The 21964-nt window shown below is 35.2% G+C and carries 29 protein-coding genes; 24 read left to right on the top strand and 5 right to left on the bottom strand.

The window, feature by feature from the left end; translation table 11 throughout:
* The first annotated feature begins 15 nt into the window (after positions 1–15).
* Both pstB and phoU read left to right on the top strand, forming a co-directional pair.
* Positions 16–918: a phosphate ABC transporter ATP-binding protein PstB gene (gene pstB / locus D612_RS0112325; protein WP_017755792.1), complete on the top strand. Its 903-nt coding sequence runs from the start codon at positions 16–18 to the stop codon at positions 916–918.
* Between the two features lie 26 nt (positions 919–944).
* Complete coding sequence (gene phoU, locus D612_RS0112320) at positions 945–1604, top strand: phosphate signaling complex protein PhoU (protein WP_017755791.1); 660 nt, start codon at positions 945–947, stop codon at positions 1602–1604.
* Positions 1605–1631: 27 nt separating this feature from the next.
* On the opposite strand, the gene D612_RS0112315 is transcribed toward phoU, so the two are convergent.
* Positions 1632–2198, bottom strand: a complete 567-nt coding sequence (locus D612_RS0112315; RefSeq protein WP_017755790.1) for an MltG/YceG/YrrL family protein — start codon at positions 2196–2198, stop codon at positions 1632–1634.
* A gap of 24 nt (positions 2199–2222) precedes the next feature.
* Entirely contained in the window at positions 2223–2468 is a 246-nt protein-coding gene (locus D612_RS0112310; RefSeq protein ID WP_017755789.1) for a hypothetical protein, read from the bottom strand.
* A gap of 298 nt (positions 2469–2766) precedes the next feature.
* Between D612_RS0112310 and D612_RS0112305 the strand changes: the two genes are divergently transcribed.
* The 13 genes from D612_RS0112305 (at position 2767) to D612_RS0112245 (ending at position 13932) form a co-directional block, all read left to right on the top strand.
* On the top strand, positions 2767–3540 hold the full coding sequence (locus D612_RS0112305) for a hypothetical protein (RefSeq protein WP_017755788.1): 774 nt from the start codon (positions 2767–2769) through the stop codon (positions 3538–3540).
* 116 nt (positions 3541–3656) lie between these two features.
* Positions 3657–3806, top strand: a complete 150-nt coding sequence (gene rpmG / locus D612_RS0112300; protein ID WP_017755787.1) for a 50S ribosomal protein L33 — start codon at positions 3657–3659, stop codon at positions 3804–3806.
* Positions 3807–3889: 83 nt separating this feature from the next.
* Entirely contained in the window at positions 3890–4453 is a 564-nt protein-coding gene (locus D612_RS0112295) for a 5-formyltetrahydrofolate cyclo-ligase (protein ID WP_017755786.1), read from the top strand.
* A complete protein-coding gene (locus tag D612_RS0112290) occupies positions 4444–5232 on the top strand; it encodes a DUF92 domain-containing protein (RefSeq protein WP_017755785.1) in 789 nt (262 codons plus the stop codon). Before D612_RS0112295 ends, D612_RS0112290 begins: the two co-directional genes overlap by 10 nt.
* Positions 5233–5248: 16 nt before the next feature.
* Positions 5249–6268: a ThiF family adenylyltransferase gene (locus D612_RS0112285; protein WP_017755784.1), complete on the top strand. Its 1020-nt coding sequence runs from the start codon at positions 5249–5251 to the stop codon at positions 6266–6268.
* Between the two features lie 27 nt (positions 6269–6295).
* Entirely contained in the window at positions 6296–7249 is a 954-nt protein-coding gene (locus D612_RS0112280; RefSeq protein WP_017755783.1) for an L-lactate dehydrogenase, read from the top strand.
* A gap of 75 nt (positions 7250–7324) precedes the next feature.
* Complete coding sequence (locus D612_RS0112275) at positions 7325–7507, top strand: hypothetical protein (protein WP_017755782.1); 183 nt, start codon at positions 7325–7327, stop codon at positions 7505–7507.
* A gap of 119 nt (positions 7508–7626) precedes the next feature.
* Complete coding sequence (locus D612_RS0112270; protein WP_017755781.1) at positions 7627–8376, top strand: HAD family hydrolase; 750 nt, start codon at positions 7627–7629, stop codon at positions 8374–8376.
* 4 nt (positions 8377–8380) lie between these two features.
* Complete coding sequence (locus D612_RS0112265; RefSeq protein ID WP_017755780.1) at positions 8381–9910, top strand: rhomboid family intramembrane serine protease; 1530 nt, start codon at positions 8381–8383, stop codon at positions 9908–9910.
* Positions 9911–9938: 28 nt separating this feature from the next.
* Positions 9939–11444, top strand: a complete 1506-nt coding sequence (locus D612_RS0112260; RefSeq protein ID WP_407637463.1) for a spore germination protein — start codon at positions 9939–9941, stop codon at positions 11442–11444.
* A gap of 97 nt (positions 11445–11541) precedes the next feature.
* Positions 11542–11754: a YqgQ family protein gene (locus D612_RS0112255; RefSeq protein WP_017755778.1), complete on the top strand. Its 213-nt coding sequence runs from the start codon at positions 11542–11544 to the stop codon at positions 11752–11754.
* A 14-nt stretch (positions 11755–11768) separates the two neighbouring features.
* On the top strand, positions 11769–12725 hold the full coding sequence (locus D612_RS0112250; protein WP_017755777.1) for an ROK family glucokinase: 957 nt from the start codon (positions 11769–11771) through the stop codon (positions 12723–12725).
* A gap of 73 nt (positions 12726–12798) precedes the next feature.
* A complete protein-coding gene (locus D612_RS0112245) occupies positions 12799–13932 on the top strand; it encodes a YqgU-like beta propeller domain-containing protein (protein ID WP_154649487.1) in 1134 nt (377 codons plus the stop codon).
* Positions 13933–13999: 67 nt separating this feature from the next.
* Here the strand turns inward: D612_RS0112245 and D612_RS0112240 are convergent, their stop codons facing one another.
* On the bottom strand, positions 14000–14185 hold the full coding sequence (locus D612_RS0112240; protein WP_017755775.1) for a DUF2759 domain-containing protein: 186 nt from the start codon (positions 14183–14185) through the stop codon (positions 14000–14002).
* Positions 14186–14403: 218 nt separating this feature from the next.
* Here D612_RS0112240 and D612_RS0112235 point away from each other — a divergent pair, with 218 nt between their 5' ends.
* Both D612_RS0112235 and D612_RS0112230 read left to right on the top strand, forming a co-directional pair.
* The gene (locus D612_RS0112235) at positions 14404–15045 is read left to right on the top strand and encodes an MBL fold metallo-hydrolase (RefSeq protein ID WP_017755774.1); all 642 of its coding nucleotides are present in this window, start codon (positions 14404–14406) and stop codon (positions 15043–15045) included.
* A 144-nt stretch (positions 15046–15189) separates the two neighbouring features.
* Positions 15190–16326 (top strand): class I SAM-dependent methyltransferase, encoded by a 1137-nt coding sequence (locus D612_RS0112230; RefSeq protein WP_017755773.1) that lies wholly within the window; start codon positions 15190–15192, stop codon positions 16324–16326.
* A gap of 184 nt (positions 16327–16510) precedes the next feature.
* On the opposite strand, the gene D612_RS0112225 is transcribed toward D612_RS0112230, so the two are convergent.
* Both D612_RS0112225 and D612_RS0112220 read right to left on the bottom strand, forming a co-directional pair.
* Positions 16511–16756: a DUF2626 family protein gene (locus D612_RS0112225; protein ID WP_017755772.1), complete on the bottom strand. Its 246-nt coding sequence runs from the start codon at positions 16754–16756 to the stop codon at positions 16511–16513.
* A gap of 117 nt (positions 16757–16873) precedes the next feature.
* Positions 16874–17569, bottom strand: coding sequence for a helix-turn-helix transcriptional regulator (locus D612_RS0112220; protein WP_017755771.1), 696 nt, complete (start codon positions 17567–17569; stop codon positions 16874–16876).
* 282 nt (positions 17570–17851) lie between these two features.
* Here D612_RS0112220 and comGA point away from each other — a divergent pair, with 282 nt between their 5' ends.
* From comGA to comGG, 7 genes are all read left to right on the top strand, one after another.
* A complete protein-coding gene (gene comGA, locus D612_RS0112215; protein ID WP_017755770.1) occupies positions 17852–18913 on the top strand; it encodes a competence type IV pilus ATPase ComGA in 1062 nt (353 codons plus the stop codon).
* Complete coding sequence (gene comGB / locus D612_RS0112210; protein ID WP_017755769.1) at positions 18903–19937, top strand: competence type IV pilus assembly protein ComGB; 1035 nt, start codon at positions 18903–18905, stop codon at positions 19935–19937. Before comGA ends, comGB begins: the two co-directional genes overlap by 11 nt.
* A 102-nt stretch (positions 19938–20039) precedes the next feature.
* The gene (gene comGC, locus D612_RS18335) at positions 20040–20378 is read left to right on the top strand and encodes a competence type IV pilus major pilin ComGC (RefSeq protein ID WP_017755768.1); all 339 of its coding nucleotides are present in this window, start codon (positions 20040–20042) and stop codon (positions 20376–20378) included.
* Between the two features lie 3 nt (positions 20379–20381).
* Positions 20382–20822 carry a competence type IV pilus minor pilin ComGD gene (comGD, locus tag D612_RS0112200; protein ID WP_017755767.1) on the top strand — a complete coding sequence of 147 codons (441 nt, stop codon included), beginning with the start codon at positions 20382–20384 and terminating at the stop codon, positions 20820–20822.
* Entirely contained in the window at positions 20806–21138 is a 333-nt protein-coding gene (locus D612_RS0112195) for a hypothetical protein (RefSeq protein WP_017755766.1), read from the top strand. The genes comGD and D612_RS0112195 overlap by 17 nt, the downstream gene beginning before the upstream one ends.
* A complete protein-coding gene (locus D612_RS0112190) occupies positions 21101–21562 on the top strand; it encodes a competence type IV pilus minor pilin ComGF (protein WP_017755765.1) in 462 nt (153 codons plus the stop codon). The genes D612_RS0112195 and D612_RS0112190 overlap by 38 nt, the downstream gene beginning before the upstream one ends.
* Before the next feature lie 15 nt (positions 21563–21577).
* The gene (gene comGG, locus D612_RS0112185) at positions 21578–21961 is read left to right on the top strand and encodes a competence type IV pilus minor pilin ComGG (protein ID WP_017755764.1); all 384 of its coding nucleotides are present in this window, start codon (positions 21578–21580) and stop codon (positions 21959–21961) included.
* Positions 21962–21964: the final 3 nt, after the last annotated feature.

Genomic DNA, 21964 nt, shown 5'->3' with positions numbered 1-21964 from the left:
GGGGCTGTGTTAGTAATGACTACTACTATTGAAAAAAATCCAGTAGCTACTGAGGTTGATGGAGAAATCTATTGTCAAGAGGATGATAAAGAGTTGAGCAAAAACGTTCAGCAAATAAAAGTGAAAGTTAATGAAAAGCAAGTAACAGAAAAAGTCGCGATCAAAAACATAGTATTTGATACAAAGGATTTAAATCTTTGGTATGGGGAAGACCATGCTCTGAAGCACGTTACACTACCAATTTATGAAAACGAGGTTACCGCTATTATCGGACCTTCAGGTTGTGGAAAATCCACATATTTAAAAACATTAAACCGAATGATTGAAATGATTCCGACGGTTCGTACATCTGGGGATATTTTATATCGAGGCAAAAACATTTTTGATAAATCGTATCGCGTAGAAGAATTACGTACAAGAGTAGGTATGGTTTTTCAAAAACCCAATCCATTTCCAAAGTCTATTTATGAAAACATTGCTTATGGCCCAAAGATTCATGGAATACGAAATAAAAAGGTTCTCGATGAGATTGTTGAAAAAAGTCTTCGTGGGGCAGCTATTTGGGATGAGGTAAAGGACAGGTTACATGAAAATGCCTATGGATTATCAGGTGGACAGCAACAACGTATTTGTATTGCAAGATGTTTAGCGATCGAACCCGACGTTATTTTAATGGACGAACCAACATCTGCCCTTGATCCAATTTCAACATTAAAAATTGAAGAATTATGTCAGCAGCTGAAGGAACATTACAGTATTGTAATCGTCACCCATAATATGCAACAAGCTGCTAGAATTTCAGATCGAACAGCATTTTTTCTAACTGGCGAAGTAATTGAATATGATGGGACTGATCGACTTTTTTCAAGTCCTAGTGATAAAAGAACGGAAGATTATATCACGGGACGTTTCGGATAAACAAATAATAAGGAGTGGAGACGGGGATGGCACTTAGAGAAAATTTCGATCAAAAATTACATCATTTAAATGAACAGTTATTAGAGCTTGGAAACTTAGCTAAGGAAGCTTTTGAGAAATCAATAAGAGCGTTACACGATAAGGATGTTGAAAGTGCTATTCAAGTTATCGATGAAGATTCTTATATCGATCATCTTGAAGAAGATATAAATGATTTAGCCATTCTGTTAATCGCAAGGGAATCACCTGTTGCAATCGACTTAAGACGGATTATTGTTGCTCTTAAAATTTCCTCAGAGTTAGAACGAGTAGCAGATTACGCTGTAAATATTTCTAAATCAGCAATAAGGGTTAGTGATACATCCAAGCACGCGTCGATACCGTCATTGCAAAAGATGGTGGATGTCGCATCTGAGATGCTTTCATTATCGTTAAAAGCTTATCTTGATGAAGATGTTGTATTAGCCAAAAAAATAGCTGATATGGATGATGAGGTTGATAAGCTTTATGGAGAAACAATTCAAAAATGCTTGCAAATGGCAGCTGATGATAAAGAGATAATAAATACGATTACCCAGTTAACATTTGTAGCTAAATCAGTGGAAAGAATTGCTGATTATGCTACAAACATATCCGAAGGAGTTTTCTATTTAGTAAAAGGCATCCGATATAATTTAAATAGCTAAAACAAAAAAGCCCATTAGGGCTTTTTCTTATTTTTTCGTAATAATTCTACCGATCTCTTCATATGACATTTCATTGCTTAAATCATATGTGCCAATTTGGATCGAACGATTCCATTTTTTGTTCAGTAGGAACTGTTCAAATTCCTCGCTACTTTTCACAATTCCTGCCTTTTCAAGCTGCTTAGCAATTTGAATGCTATTCATACCACGCACCACTTCAAGTTTATATGTAACGGGCTTTGAATTTGTAGACTCTTCTGCATACTTCTTATTATTGTTTGAGGTTTCTTCATTACCTGCAGCAGTGTTCCCGCCTAGTAGTTGTTCAGATGCTTTATCAGTGGCCTCAGGATTATCCTTAGATTTTAAATCAGTCGTATTTTGTTTTTCCATTAGCTCCTCGTATGTCTGCTTCGGGATCGATATATAGTTTTTATTTTCTAAATATTGCTGGACTTCTTCCTCTGTAATAGTCCGCACTTCTTCTATTGTTTTTTCACCGCCCTCGGCAGGTTGAAAATAATAGATAGCTGTAAAGATGGAAGTAGCAATGATCATCCCTGAAGCAAAGCTTCTTAAAGAATTATTTGCCATCCGTTTCATCCTCTTCTATTTAAATTATTCTTGCATTTCACGAATTGCCTTTTCACTAAGTGGTACAGTATAGTTTTCGTTTACTAAAAGTTCTTCTTCCAAAACTTTCATTTTCTTTTTAAGTTGATAATTTTCCTGCATAACAGTCATTGTTAATGTTTCAATTTGACTTTCAAGCTCTTTATATTTGTCTTTTTGAAAAAAAGATAGCACTAATAAAACAATTGAAAAAGAGAATAGACCAATGATGGCTGTCTCTAGTGAAATCATTAAGCTCTCACTCCAATTCACATATTGCTTACACTTACTTCATTATAGCCTTTTTTGTAGTATTTTGCTAAATAATCTATAAAAAAATTAACGCGTATTGTCGAAAGCTATGATTTAAAAAAATATATTCAAAAGTCAATCGTTCTCTACCAACTATTTGGATTTTTCGACAAAATCACCTCATTGTAGTAGTGGTTTATATGGTGATATGATTAAAGAAATTAAAAAGCTAGATTTTACAAGAGTTCGCAAACGCTTTCGAAGATTCAAATAAAAATTATTATTAAGGGTGCGTTTTATGAATAATGGAAAATTAACGAATCGGAATATAGGTGTAATGTTGTATGACGGTCTACAAATGCGAAATATTTGTCTTGGAAATGCCAATAAAGAAAATTCAGCTAAATTCGTCTGTCGCCAAACTTTTGCAATTTGGAATAAACATAATGGCCTAGAATGGGACCAAGAATTAATCTGGGATAACAATATAAATAAAAGAATGAATAAGCAATCGACATATATAACTGCTATGAGTAGTAGACATTCATTAATGCTTGAAATAGAGGAATATTTTCACACAAATTTATTTTTCAGAAAAATTACCATTCACAATAATGCAAAAATAGAACAGGATTTGAGGTTATTTTTCCAACAAGATTTTGATTATAGCGGCACTACTTTCTTTAGTTTAGGGGATAGAAATTTATATCATGAAAGTCAGGGGCGTTGTATACTGTTCAATGGTGTAATCGATAATAAAGGAATTTCACAGTATACAACTGTACAAAAGGATGATCTATCAGTTCGTAACGTATTGGATGTAGAAAATGGCCGGTTAAACTTTAACCCGATTTCTACTGGCAAGGTGAAAAGTGCTTTCTCCTTAGAAGCAAAAATGTTACCTTATGAGATTAAACATGGGTTTTATTGGGTTGCATTTGGCGCTACTATAAAAGAAGTAAATTTGTTAAATAATATCATAAAAAACGACCCTGATTGGCTTATAAGCGACTTTATTGAAAATGAACTGATATATAAGATAAAACCGATGAAACAAATAAGGGTTGAATAATTTCATGGTATTTGATATTATATTTAAGTCTGAGTAATCGTCAATTTTACACATTTTTTATGACGAAGGCTAAATACCGTAAATAAACTTTGAAATATAGGTCTGGAGGGAAATACATGCGTGTCAATGTTACACTAGCTTGCACAGAAAGCGGACATCGTAACTATATTACAACAAAAAATAAGCGGAATAATACAGAGCGTATTGAGCTTAAAAAATATTGTCCATCTTGCAAAACTCACACTTTACATCGTGAAACTAAGTAAAACAGTAGGGATATTCTTCCTACTGTTTTTTTTTGATCAATACTATTATGATAGTATAAAACAAGCGAGAGGGAGATGTGTAAATGCAAAAGCAACTGCTTCGCAAGATGATGAAGGAAAAGATAGAAAACATGACAGAAGATTTATATAAAGCTTGGTCTGACAAAATTGCGAATTCCCTTTATAGTCTGAATGAATGGAAGGATGCCGAAACAGTTGGTATTACAATCTCAAGAGATAAAGAGGTTTATACGAGGTCTATTATTGAAAAAGGCTGGGAGTTACATAAGAAAATTGCTATACCAAAATGTGATCCGGTTGGAAGAGAGATGACGTTCCGGATAATCGAATCCTTTGAACAGCTAGAGGTTGTGTATTCGCAATTAGAAGAGCCTATCGAGGATAAAACAACTATGGTGATACCACAAGAACTAGACTTATTAATTGTTCCAGGCCTTGCTTTCACCACAAAAGGTCACCGTTTAGGGTTTGGTGGTGGTTATTACGATCGTTTTCTATCTAAATATAAAGGGAAAACAATTTCGCTTGCTTTTGATCTACAACTTATTGATGCAATACCAATGGAAGATCATGACCGTACGATAGGGATGATTATTACAAATGAGCAGGTCATTTTATGTACATAACAAGTAGTGAAATAGTAGGAGTATTAGCTCTCATTCTTGGTGTTTATGGTGGGTATAGGTTCCAGGCTTTATCAGTTTCCGGTGGGATTGTTGCACTCTTAATTAGCTTTTTAATTGTACTGGGCACGGGGATAAAAGGGTTATTTTTAATAGGTGCTTTCTTCGTAACATCAAGCTTTTGGAGTCGATTTAAACGGGAACGAAAAAGATCGGCTGACGAAAGAAATGAAAAAGGCGGGAAAAGAGATGGATACCAGGTATTGGCAAATGGACTTTTGCCGGCAATTGCTAGCATTGGCTTTGCTTTTATAAAAAATGACCTATTTCTTTTTATTTTTATTGCGGCACTAGCAACCGCCAATTCTGATACATGGGCATCGGAAATAGGTTCGCTCAGCCGTAAGAAGCCTGTACATCTTCTTTCCCTGAAACAAGTAGAGGCAGGGACGTCTGGGGCAATGTCACTTCTAGGAACAATAGCAGCATTTTTTGGAGCGCTATTGATCGGAATCGTTAGCTATTTTTTATGGAACGAGGTATCATTGACTATAGCTTTATTAATTGCTTTAGCAGGGTTTTTAGGTAATTTGGTTGATACATTCCTTGGTGCCACTGTTCAGGTTACTTATTATTGTCCGTCGTGTTATTTGGTCACAGAAAAAAGGAAGCATTGTGGGATGAAAACCCAATATAAACAAGGATTAAGACTATTTAATAATGAAGTTGTAAACTTTTTAGCTATCATGCTCGGTTCTTTAGTTATATTAGCTTTTATTTAAATAATGGAGTTGAAGGATGATGACTGATTATACAAGGTATTCTAGACAAATGTTGTTTTCTCCTATTGGGAAAGAAGGGCAGAAGCGATTAAACAATAGCCGTGTCCTTATTGTCGGAATGGGAGCGTTAGGCACAGCACTAGCCAATCATTTTGTCCGCGCTGGAATTGGATTCGTCCGCTTTGTTGACCGAGATTATGTTGAAAAAAGCAACCTGCAACGGCAAATGTTATTTGATGAGGATGATGTAAAAGCTGCGTTACCGAAAGCAATTGCCGCAAAAAATAAGCTTTCTAAAATCAATTCAGAAATTGTTATTGATGCGATTGTTGCAGATGCGTCAGTTGCTAATATAGATCAATTAATGGATGACATCGATATTGTTGTTGATGGAACAGATAATTTTCAAACAAGATTTCTTTTGAACGATGCCTGTTATAAAAAAGGAATTCCGTTTGTTTATGGTGGAGCTGTTAGCGCAAGAGGAATGTCAGCAATCTTTGTTCCAAATGAAACCCCTTGTTTACGATGCTTTATTACCTCAAGTGATCAAGGTGGTCAAACATGTGATACAATCGGTGTGATTTCGCCGATTGTCGATATTGTTGCTTCCTTCCAAGCAGTAGAGGCAATAAAGTATCTTGTTGGTGATAAAAAAAATCAAAGAAAAAACCTACAAACTATCGATATTTGGAATAATTATCATTATGAAATGAAATTTACTGCCCCAAGGAAAGATTGTCCAACTTGTCAACAAAAACAATACCCTGCATTAAATTTAGCTCAGAAAGACATAATAACAGTATTATGTGGAAGAGAAACTGTCCAAATAAGGGCAAGCGAATCATTTGATCTACAATTATGGGCTGATCGTCTCCAGCAAATTGGAACAGTTCAAAAAACTCCCTTTTTAGTAAAGGTTGAACTGCCAGAAGGTGAGCGATTAGTACTTTTTCCGGATGGGCGTGTACTTGTTCAAGGGACAGAAGATCAAGTTAGAGCCAAAACACTATACGCAAGGTATATTGGACTATAACAAAAACTAAAGCAGTGGGGTGGCATGATGACAAGGTATACACGACGGATTGCCCTAATTGGAACTGGTTTTGTGGGGTCAAGCTATGCGTTTGCTCTGCTGAATCAAGGTATAGCTGAAGAACTAGTATTAATTGATGTTAACAAAGAAAAGTCTGAAGGAGATTCTATGGATTTAAACCATGGTTTACCGTTTGCTCCTTCAGCTATGAAAATTTGGCATGGAGACTATTCGGATTGTAGAGATGCAGATCTTGTTGTTATCACTGCTGGTACAAATCAAAAGCCTGGTGAGACTCGCTTAGATTTGCTCGAACGTAATACAAATATTTTTAGAGCAATCGTAACTGAAGTAATGGCTAGTGGTTTTAATGGAGTATTTTTAGTTGCAACAAACCCAGTGGACATTTTAACATATGCAACTTGGAAATTCTCTAATATGTCGAAAGAACGCGTTATTGGTTCTGGAACAATTTTAGATACAGCAAGATTTCGGTTTTTATTAGGGAAGTACTTTCAAATTGATACACGAAATATTCATGCTTATATTATTGGTGAACACGGTGATACCGAGCTGCCAGTATGGAGTAGTGCTGATATTGGTGGACGGCCAATTTTAGAAATAATTAAGAATAATCCCAACTACTGTAAAGAGGACCTCAACCAAATTTTCATTAATGTCCGTGATGCAGCATACGATATCATTAATCGAAAAGGTGCAACGTTTTATGGGATCGCGATGGGATTAGTTCGGTTAACAAAAGCCATCTTAAATAATGAGAATTCAATATTAACGGTTTCTGCTTATTTAGAGGGACATTATGGTCATTCTGGTTTACACATAGGTGTTCCTGCTATTGTTAATCAAAACGGAATCAGAGAAATTATAGACTTAGAACTAAATGAGGAAGAAACAGAGAAGTTTGCACATAGTGTTCATGTATTAAAGGATACTATGGCTCCAATTTTTAACAACAATTAAAGAAGATAAATAGCAAATTTAGCTGGATAATCTTAAGTTCATAAGGAATTCTATTAGTAAGGAGGGAAATCTTACATGCAGACTACCTTACTATTACGTATTTTATTACTAGCAATAAGCACCACAATTATTTTTCGTAATCGATTCAAAATCATGAATATGGTGCTTGGTCAACCATGGTTGAGGAAAATGACCGTGAGAACATTTATGAACTTACCATATGTTCGTAATCGAATCGTGAGTCAAATGTTTCGTTAAGAAGGTGTTGGTTATTTAACCGCACCTTTTTTGTTGTTTAGCCCCTTTTCATTTTAGGTTAAAAAAGGGAAAAAATGTATGTATAATAGGATAAAAGAAAATATGAATGGTGGTATTTTATGAATTGGGGTTGTGTTTGTTTAGATTTAGATAATACGTTAATTGACTATGAGGCCGCATTTAAAAAAGGGATGCATTATACCTTCCATCATTTCTTTGATGGGAATTGGTCACAAATAAAACCGGCAGATAAAGATGAGTGGTTTCCAGTATTTAAAAAGCAATGTAATGAGCTTTTTGATAATATTAAATTGAAAAATTGGTCGAAACAGGAGTACCAACAAATCAGGTTTATTAAGTCACTCCAATATTTTCAAATTGAAATAACACCGGAGATGGCATGGGAATTTCAAAGTTATTTCTATTCAATTGTTCATTTATTTGTAGAACCGTTTCAATCAGCGCCATTATTATTAAACAAGTTATCAGAAAGAAATATTCCTTTTGGTTTAATCACAAATGGAAGGACCTACGTTCAGAAAAATAAGCTAAAAGCACTGAACTTTGAAAGGTGGTTTTCACCTGAAAATATTTTTATTTCACAGGAATACGGAGTTGCCAAGCCAAATTCAAAATTGTTTGAGATTGCACATCATAGCTTAAACAAATCAACATCCTCACCTTCATTATATATTGGTGATTCGTGGGAGTTGGATGTAGTTGGTGCTATTAATGCGGGCTGGGATGCTATTTATCTTAATTCTCGTGAAAAAGTCCCGACAACCAATCACCAACCGCTGCAAACATGTAGAACATTAAACGAAGTAATTGAAGTACTAGGTAAGGAAATTATCGAAGAAAGAGGGTGATTAGTTGTTAGTCGCCTCGGAGCAAGACCAACTATATTGGAGCCTAGTTTATGATCTCGTTTTGAACTATGACTATCGTTTGCTTAGTTTGAACGAGAATGGAGAGGTTTGGTTAGAATCATCAAATAGAAAAAATGGGACAATCGTAAGGTTATTGCGCTATGATGTCGATTGGACTAACTGGTTACTACATGACATCGATACTGTAAAAAGACAAATGAATAACTTGAAAAAGCAAACCTATCGAAAAAAATTTAGGGTTTTCAACATTTATGTAACAACATATCCACCCGTTGATGATTGGGAGTACCAAATAGAAAAAAGTAATAGTAATGAACTTACAACATTTGTAATTGAGCATAGTAATCGTTCTAAAAAGCTACTTCAATTATTTAATAACTTACAAATATCCAAAACAGATGATAACGAATGGCAAGAACAACAGAACATTCCACAATTAATTCAATCGATCCGTCAAGAAGAAAAAGCAAAAATTCAAAAAGAAAAAAGCCTTCTTTTTGCGAAAAAGCCTTTTCTAACATACATTTTGGTTGCGGTAAATATACTAATGTTCTTGTTATTAGAATGGTTTGGCTCCAGTACAGATACATTAACTCTTATACAATTTGGGGCAAAGTATAATCCATTAATCCTGTCTGGTGAGTGGTGGCGATTAATTTCTCCAGTTTTTTTACATATTGGCTTTTTTCACTTATTTATGAATACTGTAGCGCTTTATTACTTAGGAATAGCCGTTGAAAGAATTTATGGGACATGGCGTTTTTTTATAATCTATTTTTCATCAGGGATTTTAGGAGCTATTGTAAGCTTTGCGTTTACGACACAAGTTTCAGCGGGAGCCTCAGGTGCAATTTTTGGTTGTTTCGGCGCACTACTTTACTTTGGAGTTGTACATCCTTCCCTATTTTTCCGAACAATGGGAATGAATGTAATCGCAGTTTTAGGATTAAACTTGGGGCTCGGTTTTGTTGTTCCCATGATTGATAACGGAGCACATATCGGTGGTTTAATTGGCGGTTTCTTAGCCTCAGCGTTTGTTCACCTACCAAAGCATAAAAAGCATACAAAACAGTTTGTCGCTCTTGTTATTTTATGTTTGCTAAGCAGTTCCATTTATGGTTATGGTGTAAAATACAAGGACCAACCTCAAGATCCACTTGTTGTAGGGCAAATGGCAGGACAATTAATAGAAGAAGGAAATGATGAACAAGCATATCAATTATTATCTAATTTAATTCAAGAGCAAAAACAGGATGATTTACCAATTGAAATAATATTTCTTCTCTCGTATACAGAAATAAAATTAGGTTTTTTTGAAAAGGCAATTCATCATTTGGAATACGTGGTAGAAAAGAAACCTGATTTTCATGAAGCTTATTATAATTTATCGCTAGTATATTTTGATCAACAGAACTATGATAAAGCAAGTGAAGCAATAGAAGCAGCGCTAAAAATTGAACCAAACGATCATCAATATCAACTTTTGATGAAACAAATAGAACAGATTAATTAATGTATGTTTGCCCTAATATTGGTTAATGATGGAATCTAGAAGATTGCCAATGTTAGGAGGATATACATTGCCAAGTAAAAAAGAAATAAAGCATCAAGTCGAAATAAACATCGAAGCAAATGCCAAATACTTAAAGGAACAACTAGGTGTAGATAAGAGTTTTGATGTCATTCATCTCGATTTGGAATACGCAGGACGGAAAATGGCTATGTTTTTAATAGATGGCTTCGCAAAAGATGATATTTTGCATCTATTGCAAAAGCTACTTGCAAAGCTAAAACCTGAGGATTTGGATAGCAATCCTTTAGAAAGGTTATTAAAAACGTATATTCCATATGTTGAGGTAGAAATAAGTGAAGATTTAGATGCAGTCGTTGATACTGTTTTAGCAGGACCAACTGCCTTAGTTGTCGATGGTATCAACAAGGTTATCCTTATTGATGCTAGAACATATCCAGTACGTGGGCCAGAGGAGCCAGACACGGAGCGAGTAGTTAGAGGGTCGAGAGATGGCTATGTTGAAACTATCGTATTTAATACTGCACTAACAAGAAGAAGAGTCCGTGACCGTTCTTTACGGATGGAATATATGCAAATTGGACGGCGTTCAAAAACGGATGTTTGTATATCATACATTGAAGATATAGCTGATCCTGATTTAGTGAAGGAGATAAAAGAGTCATTAACAAATATTGACACTGACGGTTTACCAATGGCAGAGAAAACAATCGAGGAATTTATTGGTGGTAGGCATTGGAATCCATACCCGATTGTTCGTTATACAGAGAGACCGGATACAGTGGCCTCACATTTATTTGAAGGGCATGTCGTCATCATTATTGATGGCTCGCCAAGTGTCATGATTACCCCTACAACCTTTTGGCACCATCTTCAACACGCTGAGGAATATCGCCAAAAGCCGATAGTTGGGGCGTACTTGCGTGTCATTCGTTTTATTGCAATTTGGACAGCCTTGTTTTTATTACCACTATGGTATTTATTTGCAACTCATCCGGAATTCCTTCCAGACCAACTACGGTTTATCGGCCCCGATGATCCTGGAGAAGTACCATTAATTGCGCAGCTCCTTTTAGCTGAATTGGGGATTGATATTTTAAGAATGGCGGCAGTACATACTCCATCCTCACTTGCCACAGCATTAGGATTAGTTGCTGCATTAATGATTGGCCAAGTAGCAGTTGAAGTAGGATTATTTACAAATGAAACTGTCTTGTATATATCAATTGCAGCGATTGGAACGTTTGCTACGCCTAGTTATGAAATGAGCTTAGCAAACCGCTTAGTTCGTATTGTATTTCTAGTAGCTACGGCTTGGTTTGGAGTTTATGGCTTTATTATCGCTATAACAGCATGGATTATTCTAATGGTCAAGATGAAATCATTTCAAACACCGTATTTCTGGCCGTTTATACCTTTTTCTTATCGGGCATTTAGGGATGTACTATTTAGAGCACCTATACCATTAAAACGAAAAAGACCTGCTATTTTACATCCAGAGGATCCAGATCGTTAAAACTTTAGGCACTTAAGCTTTTTGTTCTTTTCAATGGCTAAAGTAAACAAATTCTACTATACTTAAAGAAGAATTTTATTAAAGCGGGAGATGGACGATGAGAACGATCTATGATATTAGACAGCTACTCAAACAGTTCGGCGTTTTTATATATATTGGGGATCGAATTGCCGATCTTGAATTAATGGAGGATGAAATCCGTGAGCTTTATAGATCTCAACTAATTGATATAAAGGATTTTCAAATGGCATTACTATTGATTCGTCAGGAAATAAGTAGAGAACAGGCTAAACAAAATAGCCTAAATTAAAGGAATGGTTTACGATGGGAGAAGGGCTGCTCGGAATTGATGTGGGCGGAACAGCGATAAAAATTGCAATTGTATCACAGAATGGTGAAATAGTATCCAAATGGGAAATTCCAACAAACACTAGCGATGCGGGGAAACATATCGTTAAGGATATATCCGTTTCGATCGATAGCAAGTTACAGGAACTAGGTGAAACAAAGTCAAATTTTAAAGGAATTGGGATTGGTGCTCCGGGTTTTATTCATGCGAGAACTGGTTTTATTTACGAAGCTATTAATATCGGCTGGAAAAATTTTGACTTAAAATCACAGCTAAAGGATGCAATCAATTTGCCTGTTATTGTTGAAAATGACGCAAATATTGCAGCACTAGGTGAGATGTGGAAGGGCGCTGGCTATGGTTGCAAAGATCTTGTATGCATTACATTGGGTACTGGAGTTGGTGGTGGTGTAATTGTTAACGGGGAAATTGTCCATGGGTCAAATGGGATGGCTGGTGAAATTGGTCATATTACAGTAATTGATAATGATTACCCGTGTAATTGCGGTAAAAAAGGATGTCTTGAGACTGTTGCTTCTGCGACAGGTATAGTGATGCTAGCTATGAAGGATTTAACAAAGCATCCCGAAAGTATTTTATATAAAAACTACTCTGACTATGGTTTTATAACAGCAAAGATGGTTGTTGAGGGTGTCCGCGATGGAGATGATTTTGCAGCTGAAATCTTTGATAAAGCATGTTATTATTTAGGTTTAGCAATTGCTAATATCGCGACTACAATAAATCCCCGTAAAATTGTATTAGGTGGGGGCGTCTCAAAAGCGGGGGACTTATTGTTAAATTCAGTTTCACTGTATTTTAAGCAATTCTCACTTCCACGGATATATGAGGCAACTGATCTTGCTATTGCGTCTCTAGGGAATAATGCTGGGGTAATTGGTGGTGCATGGTTGGTCAAGAATAATCTTTAAAATGATGTTTACATATAACCTTTCTCTTGAAAAGATGACATTTACGAGAGGGGTGTTTTTCTTGGGGGAAAAGATGAAAAAAATAATTGCTTTACTATGCTGTTCGCTATTATTTGGCTGTAATAGTCCTAAGGTTGTGAATGATGCCACAATAATAGATAGAAATGTCGAGGTAAAAGAGTCAATTACTGAAGATTTTTTTGAAGGTAGTTTAATAAAACCTATTTCACTAAAAGAGAATCAGAATTTTAATTCGGTTAATGAGTGGTATGATAATAGCACTGTCATTTACTCGGTTGAAAATAACGGTATATCCTCATTGTATTTAAAGCAATTGTATTCTGGCCAAACTGATCTTTTTTTTCAATCTGAGGAATTTTTTGTAAAAATTGAAGCGAATGCTGATCACACATTATTTGCTATTCAAACATTAGAGAAAAGTGGGGGTAGTAAAGTATCCGTATTAAATAAAATGGGAAAGGAAGTATTTGTTTGGTCAGGAGTTGTTGATGATTTACAATTTAGTTGGAATCCTTTTAAAAATGATGAATTAATCTTGACTAAGTTTTTACCTTCTTTACAATTTGAGGTCTACAAAGTTAATGTTAGCAAAAGAATTATGACACAGGTTCAGGTTAATAATCCCTTCGTGCAATGGACAGGTAATGACCAAATAGGTTATTTAAAATGGGATCAAACAGAACCAAAAATTGACGCTCCATTATATTTGAAAAACTTAACAACATTTAAAGAAGAAAAATGGTTAGAACATTGTATTATGTTTTTTGCTCATCATAATATAGTTGTGGCAATTTCAGTTAACCCAAGTAATAGTACCGAATCATTGTACAGTTTCTACGATTCAATAACAGGAGAAAGAATTAAAGATGTAAATATTCCGGTTTTAAATACTTTCTCAGAGGCTTGGTGGCTTCCTAGTCATGATTATGATAAACAGAAAAAATTATTTTATTATATGACACCATACCGTTCAGGTGATATTACTGAATACAATGAAGGATTTAAACTAACTATGATGTCAATGGATGGTAGCGTTGAGGCGGAAGTGTTAACTACAGTACCAAATAACATCCCTATTAAGCTTTCACCAAATGGTGAGTGGTGTTTGTTGGGACAGCAGCTAGAAAAAATGATCAATGTAACGACTAAGCAGGTGTTTGATTTAATAACTATTACAACAAAATAAAAAGAAGCTGTCCAAAAGTCTTTTATGACTTTATGGACCGCTCCTTTATTAGGACTGTGAGTTGAAATTAGTGAGCGCCTGGCACACCATGACCGCCAAGAATTCCAATGAATGTCATGACAGTAAACCAACCGAACACAAGTACAGAAGCCCCTGCAAAGAAGATTCCAAGCATGTTCTTAGCTTTTAAAGAGCGCAAAGTACCGTATGCACATAATAATGTTACTAATGTAAAAATGATAACAAGACCCACTGTTTTACCCCCTTACATTTAAATATACCCATTTTAATTTAGGAATTATGTAATATAAATTGCACCTGTCCCTTATTTTAATCGTTTATGATAGTTTTGTCGAGGACAAAAATAGACATGTCTGTGTCAAATTTTAAAAGATTTGAATATGTGTACAAGAAATACTTTTATAGATAGTGTAAAATATAAAAAAAGAATATGCAAACGGAGGTCTTTAAATGGAATTAAAGTGGAAACAGATCCCGTTAGGTCCACTCCAAACGAATGCTTATATTATCGAGGACGAGCAAAAGGAATGCATAATTATTGATCCCGGAAGTGAAGGAAAGCGGTTAATTAAAAACCTCGAACAAAAAGGTCTAACTCCAATAGCGATCCTGTTAACTCATGCTCATTTTGACCATATTGGAGCTGTCGATGATATTACTGGAAAATGGAGCTGCCCTGTCTATGTTCATGAAAACGAGCAGGATTGGCTGTCAAATCCATCATTAAATGGGTCCAAATATTTTGGATTGCGTGAGGAAATTACAGCTAAAGGAGCAAATGAAGTTTTAACAGAAGAGGGTTTATTACAAATCGGTTCTTTCTGTTTCGAAGTATATGAAACACCTGGTCATTCACCAGGAAGTGTATCTTTCTACATGAAGGAGAAAACGATTGTATTCTCAGGTGATGCGCTATTCGCTAGAAGCATAGGCAGAACAGATTTACCTGGTGGCTCACACCGGCAATTAATACAAAGCATACATGAGAAGCTATTAGTGCTCCCAGAGGAAACGATCGTTGCTTCTGGTCATGGCCCATTAACAACAATTGGGAAAGAAATGAATATGAATCCTTTTCTGAACGGGTTTTGATAAATAAGAAACCCTTCCTTTTATTTCGGAAGGGTTTCTTGGGGGTATGTTTAATTGTTCAAATGGGAATTCTTTATTCACTATATAGACTATAAAACACATTTAACACTATGTCAATGGTGAAAATGCAAAGGGGTAGTATTCTTGCTTGATCAAATTGTTCATTTAATTAAGTCTTCAGAAGTGGGGAGTATTTCCTATTCTCAATATATGGAGTATGTGTTATATGATCGTCAGCTTGGCTACTATATGAAGGATAAAACAAAAATAGGTAAAGCCGGCGACTTTTATACAAGCAGTAATGTTCATAATGTGTTTGCTAAGGTTCTCAGTGATATATTTATAAAACTAACCAAAACTGGAACATTGCCATTGCGGATTTGTGAAATAGGCGGCGGTACAGGGCGGCTTGCAAATTACATATTAAACGAATGGGAACGTAAGGAAAGCGATCTATTTCAAGCATTGGAATATTATATTGTCGAGATGAGTCCATACCACCGGCAAGTTCAGCGGGAAACCATTGAACATATCGATAAGGTGATTCAGTTTGAAACCATTCATGAGCTGAATACAAAGATAGGAGGATTCACAGGAATCGTACTTTCTAATGAGTTGTTTGATGCGTTTCCCGTGGATGTCGTTCAAAAAAAGTCGGGAATAATTTATGAGGTAAGGGTTTCGGTAAATGAACAAAATCAATTAATTGAAGTTCTTATCCCTTGTAACAACGAAGAGCTCCTTATGTGGATGGATGTTTATGAATTATGTTTAGAAGAAGGTCAAAGAATTGAAATACCGGTTTCAATGACAAAATGGATTGAGCAAACAAAGAATTGGTTTGACGAAGGCATTATGGTGACAATCGATTATGGTTATACAAATGAACAGTGGCTTGAGCCAATTCATCGGGACGGGAGTCTACGAGGTTACTATAAACATAATCTAATAAACAATCCTTTACTTTATCCTGGTGAGATGGATTTAACAACCCATATCCATTTAGATGCATTTAAGAAAAGTGGAAATAAAGCCGGTTTAATCACGGTTGAGATGATGAAACAGACTGAATTTTTATTTAGAGGAGGTATTCTACAATACCTTCAGGATCATTATGATCCAAATCCATTTTCTGAAGTAAGTAAACAAAATCGTGCGATTCGGACACTTTTGGCTGATGACGGGATAAGCTCAAGCTTTACTGTGATGATTCATCAAAAAGGGCTGGATGATTTATCAGTTGAGGATATTTTACAACATACGTCAATTCAGGAAATATAGCAAAAATAGTCGCGAGGATGTACTTGAAGGAGCTTTTGAAAGCGTGGTTTTTGCTTTCAACCAGCGATCTGAAAGGACTTCAAATGACAAAAAGTGTTCTTCTGTAGAAAAGTAAAAGGACAATGCATAATTTGCAATGTCCTTTACCGTTTTGAAAACTTTAAATTCGCATTCCTTTTTGTTTTTAATGTCCGACTGCACCTAGTGGCATCATAAATGTTGTCCAGTATGTGAAGCCAATAAAGAAAACAGTTAAAAAGGCTCCAAAAATGTAAACATACATACGCTCAGATAGCTTCAAGAATCCAACCGCTAGGAAGAAGCCTGTAATTCCTAAAAATAGAAGCGATGTAGCATACATATCTCCTAGGTAAAACATGATACTAAAAATCGCAGTCCAAAATGCTAATACACGATACATGTTACCCATTATGTATCCCTCCTTTACAACAACTTCACAACTCGAAAGGCGAGTAATAATTACTCTACTTATTATAATGGACAATCACATCGGTGTAAATGTCTGAAACGTCTTTCTTTATTAAAATTAATTATTGATGATTGCTACATATTTACATGATGCACAACCGTTTATTAAATTTTCTTCTTCGATAAGCTGAACTTTATTAAATAAGCTTTCAAACATACCGTTCAAGAAGGCGAAATGCATTCTACAAACAGAACCTGAATCTTGAGTTGCTACTTCTTTAAATGGACAGTTGTAGATTTTAAAATATATTTTTGTCTGTTCAATATTGTGGTCAAATTCTGGATAAAAACCTAATAATGAGGCAGCATCTTTAAGCAGATGAAGTTTATCTTTAAAGCTTAATTGTTGATCACCGTTTCTATTAAACTCTTTTTCAACAATTTCTTTACCAAATCGTCGACCAGTTTCTAATAACCCTTGCATTCCAGTTTCTCCAAGAGACATTAACGTTCCAATTGCGATTTGCGATAGCAATTGATAGTCTCTAAATGGAAAGTTTAGCTGCACAACATCATCGGATAGACGGTATAATCTACTGGGTCTACCTCCTTTTCCAGTCTTCTTAGTCTCCGAGATTAGCATATTAACATCCTCAAGCTTAGATAGATGCAATCTTGCTACGTTTGGGTGGATATTAAATGAGTCTGCGACTTCTTGGACTGTAACTTCCTGATGCTGTTTTGTAATATATTGATAGATTGAGAAACGTGTTGGATCTGATAGGACATTCGTTATTTTTAACGTCTGTTCCAACTTATTCACCCCTAGCATTAATACTATTTACAATATAGTCATTATAGTATAGTTTATGATACTTTGGAATCGTTTCTATTGTGTAAACAGTATTTGTTTGAAAATGGTCACATTTTATGAGAAAATATTTCACATTTTCTCTATAAATAGTTATATACCGTTCAAAGTTGTGGTAAACTTTAACATTTATTTTGCTGTTTAAAATTTTTGTAGGTTAAAGCAGGATTTTGTCGATTTTTGCCGAAATAGATCGATAACTATAAAAAAAGGTAGGTGATTGATTTGGGGGTTATCGAAGAACAAGCCGAAAAGCTGATCCACGAAGCGTTAGCAATCAATGCTTCGGACATCCATGTTGTTCCAAATAAGCAGGAAGCAAATATTTTGTTTCGAATTCGACAGCGTTTATTTTCTAAAGAAACAATATCGCTTCGTATTTATGAAAAGATGATTTCTCATTTTAAATTTTTGGCCGGGATGGATATTGGTGAAAAAAGGAGACCGCAAAGCGGTTCGATCGAGCTTTGTATTCGTAATAAGTATATAAGTCTCCGGATTTCAACGTTACCAACCTGTCATCACGAAAGTATGGTCATCCGAATACTACCTCAAAGTATTAATTCTTCCTTAGCAACTCTTTCATTATTTCCTCGTTCTATTCAGACTTTGTACTCATTAGCACTTCGTTCAAGCGGGTTAATTATTTTAACAGGTCCAACTGGTTCTGGGAAAACAACTACACTATATGCATTATTAAATGCTGTTCAACAAAAACTCCACTGTAACATAATTACACTTGAAGACCCAATTGAAAAGAAATTCGATGCGAGGTGCTTGCAGGTTCAAGTTAATGAAAAGGCAGGTATTACTTATGCTACGGGATTAAAAGCAATTTTGCGTCATGATCCAGATATAATTATGGTTGGGGAAATCCGTGACGAAGAAACAGCAAAGGCTGCTGTGACAGCCAGTCTAACAGGACATCTCGTGTTATCAACCTTGCACACCAGAAATACGAAAGGGGCTATATATCGCTTGCGTGATTTGGGGGTTGGGTTTGAGGATCTTGAACAAACATTGGTTGGGGTAAAAGCACAGAGGCTGGTTAATATTAAATGTCCTTATTGTAATGGTGATTGCTCTCCGTATTGTTTGCAATTAAGGAAGTATAATCGCTTAAGCATTTATGAAATTCTTCACGGTGAAAATTTACGTCAAGTACTAAAAGAGGCAAAAGGGGAAAAAGCTTTTTATCACTATAAAACATTAGCGGATTTAATTATAAAGGGGATTGCTTTAGGCTATATTCCTGAAGATTTTTACGGAGTTACTTATGAAGGCTAACAAAGTATGGAAGCTTCAGGAGCAATCAAAGCTTTTTTGCCGACTTGGTCAGTTAATGCAAAGGGGATATTCACTGCCAACTGCGCTTGAATTTCTAATGTTAAATGAGACAAAAGCAAAAAAACAGGATTTATGCATTATTATTGAAATGCTTAAGCAAGGAAGCCCACTTCATGTAGTGTTTCAAATGGTTAACTTTTCCAAGGAAGGATTGAGTTTTATTTATTTTTCAGAGAAATATGGGGAATTGGCTATCGGTTTGTTAAATGCCGGGAAAATGTTAGCGAAAAAGGATTTATATAGAAAGAAAATTGCCAAACTCGTCCGTTATCCGATGTTCTTACTAGCCTTTATTAGTATTCTCTTTGGCATGATGCAACAAATCTTAATCCCGCAATTTATTCAACTTTATGAATCAATGAATATACCACCATCAAAGCTCTTCATGGTTTTTATAGGCATAAACTCTTCTTTTCCGCTACTCATCGGAATTTGTTGTGTTATTCTCCTACTAATTATTTGCTTCTATTTATATAAATTCCGCAAAAGCTCTCCAATTGAAAAGCAAGCCTTTCTTTGTAAACTTCCATTGTTAAACTATTTCATTAAAAAATACCATTCATATTTTTTATCATTCCATATTGGTGGGTTATTACGTAACGGATTTTCCATTAATGATGCCCTAGTAGTTTTCGCAGAACAAAATCATATCAAGTTTTATAAAGCAGAGGCAAATAGAATAAGAATGCTTTTGCTCGAAGGGGAAAGCCTAGAAAATATTTTAAGGGAAACGTCTTACTATGAGCGTGATTTAGCAGCAGTAATTGTACACGGTCAGGCTAATAGTATATTATCTGATGAACTTTTAGTATATAGTAAACTGCTTTTGGAACAAGTTGAGGAAGCTTTTTCATTAACGCTCCGTATAATCCAGCCTGCAATTATTATCTTAATTGGTATTGGCGTTGTGCTAATGTATTTGGCTATCATGCTCCCGTTATTTACTATGATTCAGAGTTTTTAGTGGATTAAATTAAAATTCATTAATTGTACCTAATTGGAACTTTGTTATTATCATCGAATCCTTTTGAATGGTATTGAAATAAATTGTCAGGAGGCATTAAAAATGCGTTTTATTAAAAATCAATTGGCTTTTACACTTATTGAAATGATGGTCGTTTTGATGATCATATCCATTTTATTGCTTATTACGATACCAAATATCACAAAGAACAATAGTATAGTCAAGGATAAGGGCTGTGAGGCTCTTGTTAAGCTTATTGAAGCACAGGTCCAAGCTTATGAGATTGAGACAGGAACACAGCCGGAGAGTCTAGATAAGCTTGTCGAGGGTGGCTATATTGAAACTTATACTTGTCCGGGAGATTTAGGAGATATTAGCTATGTTGACGGTGTAGTTTTCAGACCTACTAGTGATGACATCTCTGATCCTGCTGCGGGATAAATTATGATAAAGACAACCGAAGGCTACACATTAGTAGAGTCAATGACTGTTTTACTGTTAGTTTTTATAATTACAACAATTACAATTAGTTCAATTCAACCACTTTATCGACAAATGCAAATTAATCACTTCTTTAATCAACTTCGTCTTGACGTTTCCTATGCGCAATTGTATGCGATGAGTCACAACTCAGAAGTCCATATCGCCTTTTTTCCAAGTAACTATCGCTATATGATTCAACCTGGTGGATTTCAGCCTACTATTATCGATCGAACTTATTCAAAGAAATTTAAAATCCAGCTAGCAACATTGCCTTCAACAGTTACTTTTCTACAAAATGGAAGAATCAGAATGTCTGGTAAGATGTATGTCTACTACGAGAATGATGTTTATGTTTTTGTATTTTTATTTGGGAAGGGACTAACATATGTTAAGAAGCTATAAGGGATTTTCTATCATTGAAGTATTAGCCTCATTCTTTGTTCTATTCACTACAGTAATGCTGCTAACTCCAATTTTACTAAATACTTATCAGCAAAGAACGATGATTGACTATAAGCGGGAAGCATTACTACTATTACACAATGAAAAAGCGTCTTATTTATATAATGAAGGTAATCATCAAAGTGATGAAATCGAAATTTCCACAAGAAAATATCAACTATCGTTTGAACAATTTGGACAGTTAGTCAAACTTTGTGTTAGGTGGGAGGTGCCGTGGGATGAAAATGGGAAAGTATGTGATTTTATTAAAAAATAATGAGCTAAGGAATAAAGGCTTTACTATGTTAGATTTCCTGTTTAGTTTTTCAATATTTCTAATTATTGCTTCTTTTTTCCCAATGTTGATCAAGCTCTTCGCGACCAATTCGGTTACGATATCGTATGATGTTGATCTTTTATTTGCTCATATGGAGATAGAAATAGTCGAAGCATGCTATATAAGCGTCTCAGGAAGTACGCTATTGTTAACGATGGGGGATGGCAGAATTGTCAGTTTTGAAAAATATCATGATGACATAAGAAGGCGTGTGAATGGAGCTGGTAATGAAATAATTATTCAAGATATTGAGGATATTTCGTATGAATTGGTTGAAAGAGGTGTTATAGTCACGGTCCAACAAAATGGGAAATGGATTAAGAAAAGGCTTTCGTTAGCACCAATCGTAGTAAAAAATGTTTAGAGGTGGGCATGATGTATGGTATCTTTTAATCAAAAGGGTTTTGCGTTGCCAATTGTGTTCATGCTGTCCCTACTTTTTTCTGTTGTGATATTAGCACAGCTAGAAATATATAAAGTGGAGCAACAATTTTATGTTGAGCTTGAACAACTAGAATATTTGAAGGGTCTCACACAAATGGGGGCATTTGATCTGTTTTCTATTTTGAAAAATACTACCACTACGGAGCCACTGTCAGGGACGTTTACATATCCAACCGGAACGGTAGATTATCAGCTTGAATTTAAAGGGGAACTAGTGATTATGAAAGGAACTTGTTCCACATTTAAACAAAGAAAGCATTTTTTTCAAGCTACAGTAAATAAGGAAACGAATGAAATTGTAAACTGGGTGGAGGGGTAAATC

This window comes from Calidifontibacillus oryziterrae, assembly GCF_000331575.1.
GTDB lineage: Bacteria > Bacillota > Bacilli > Bacillales > Bacillaceae_J > Calidifontibacillus_A > Calidifontibacillus_A oryziterrae.
Note: the sequence above shows the minus strand (reverse complement) of the source record. Positions and strands in the feature narration are given on the sequence as shown.

What these genes read in the sequence shown, in the direction of transcription:
- pstB (WP_017755792.1), top strand. Translation starts at nt 16, where the DNA reads ATGACTACTACTATTGAAAAAAATCCAGTAGCTACTGAGGTTGATGGA.
- phoU (WP_017755791.1), top strand. Translation starts at nt 945, where the DNA reads ATGGCACTTAGAGAAAATTTCGATCAAAAATTACATCATTTAAATGAA.
- D612_RS0112315 (WP_017755790.1), bottom strand. Translation starts at nt 2,198, where the DNA reads ATGGCAAATAATTCTTTAAGAAGCTTTGCTTCAGGGATGATCATTGCT.
- D612_RS0112310 (WP_017755789.1), bottom strand. Translation starts at nt 2,468, where the DNA reads ATGATTTCACTAGAGACAGCCATCATTGGTCTATTCTCTTTTTCAATT.
- D612_RS0112305 (WP_017755788.1), top strand. Translation starts at nt 2,767, where the DNA reads ATGAATAATGGAAAATTAACGAATCGGAATATAGGTGTAATGTTGTAT.
- rpmG (WP_017755787.1), top strand. Translation starts at nt 3,657, where the DNA reads ATGCGTGTCAATGTTACACTAGCTTGCACAGAAAGCGGACATCGTAAC.
- D612_RS0112295 (WP_017755786.1), top strand. Translation starts at nt 3,890, where the DNA reads ATGCAAAAGCAACTGCTTCGCAAGATGATGAAGGAAAAGATAGAAAAC.
- D612_RS0112290 (WP_017755785.1), top strand. Translation starts at nt 4,444, where the DNA reads ATGTACATAACAAGTAGTGAAATAGTAGGAGTATTAGCTCTCATTCTT.
- D612_RS0112285 (WP_017755784.1), top strand. Translation starts at nt 5,249, where the DNA reads ATGATGACTGATTATACAAGGTATTCTAGACAAATGTTGTTTTCTCCT.
- D612_RS0112280 (WP_017755783.1), top strand. Translation starts at nt 6,296, where the DNA reads ATGACAAGGTATACACGACGGATTGCCCTAATTGGAACTGGTTTTGTG.
- D612_RS0112275 (WP_017755782.1), top strand. Translation starts at nt 7,325, where the DNA reads ATGCAGACTACCTTACTATTACGTATTTTATTACTAGCAATAAGCACC.
- D612_RS0112270 (WP_017755781.1), top strand. Translation starts at nt 7,627, where the DNA reads ATGAATTGGGGTTGTGTTTGTTTAGATTTAGATAATACGTTAATTGAC.
- D612_RS0112260 (WP_407637463.1), top strand. Translation starts at nt 9,939, where the DNA reads ATGGAATCTAGAAGATTGCCAATGTTAGGAGGATATACATTGCCAAGT.
- D612_RS0112255 (WP_017755778.1), top strand. Translation starts at nt 11,542, where the DNA reads ATGAGAACGATCTATGATATTAGACAGCTACTCAAACAGTTCGGCGTT.
- D612_RS0112250 (WP_017755777.1), top strand. Translation starts at nt 11,769, where the DNA reads ATGGGAGAAGGGCTGCTCGGAATTGATGTGGGCGGAACAGCGATAAAA.
- D612_RS0112245 (WP_154649487.1), top strand. Translation starts at nt 12,799, where the DNA reads ATGAAAAAAATAATTGCTTTACTATGCTGTTCGCTATTATTTGGCTGT.
- D612_RS0112235 (WP_017755774.1), top strand. Translation starts at nt 14,404, where the DNA reads ATGGAATTAAAGTGGAAACAGATCCCGTTAGGTCCACTCCAAACGAAT.
- D612_RS0112225 (WP_017755772.1), bottom strand. Translation starts at nt 16,756, where the DNA reads ATGGGTAACATGTATCGTGTATTAGCATTTTGGACTGCGATTTTTAGT.
- comGB (WP_017755769.1), top strand. Translation starts at nt 18,903, where the DNA reads ATGAAGGCTAACAAAGTATGGAAGCTTCAGGAGCAATCAAAGCTTTTT.
- comGC (WP_017755768.1), top strand. Translation starts at nt 20,040, where the DNA reads ATGCGTTTTATTAAAAATCAATTGGCTTTTACACTTATTGAAATGATG.
- comGD (WP_017755767.1), top strand. Translation starts at nt 20,382, where the DNA reads ATGATAAAGACAACCGAAGGCTACACATTAGTAGAGTCAATGACTGTT.
- D612_RS0112195 (WP_017755766.1), top strand. Translation starts at nt 20,806, where the DNA reads ATGTTAAGAAGCTATAAGGGATTTTCTATCATTGAAGTATTAGCCTCA.
- D612_RS0112190 (WP_017755765.1), top strand. Translation starts at nt 21,101, where the DNA reads ATGAAAATGGGAAAGTATGTGATTTTATTAAAAAATAATGAGCTAAGG.
- comGG (WP_017755764.1), top strand. Translation starts at nt 21,578, where the DNA reads ATGGTATCTTTTAATCAAAAGGGTTTTGCGTTGCCAATTGTGTTCATG.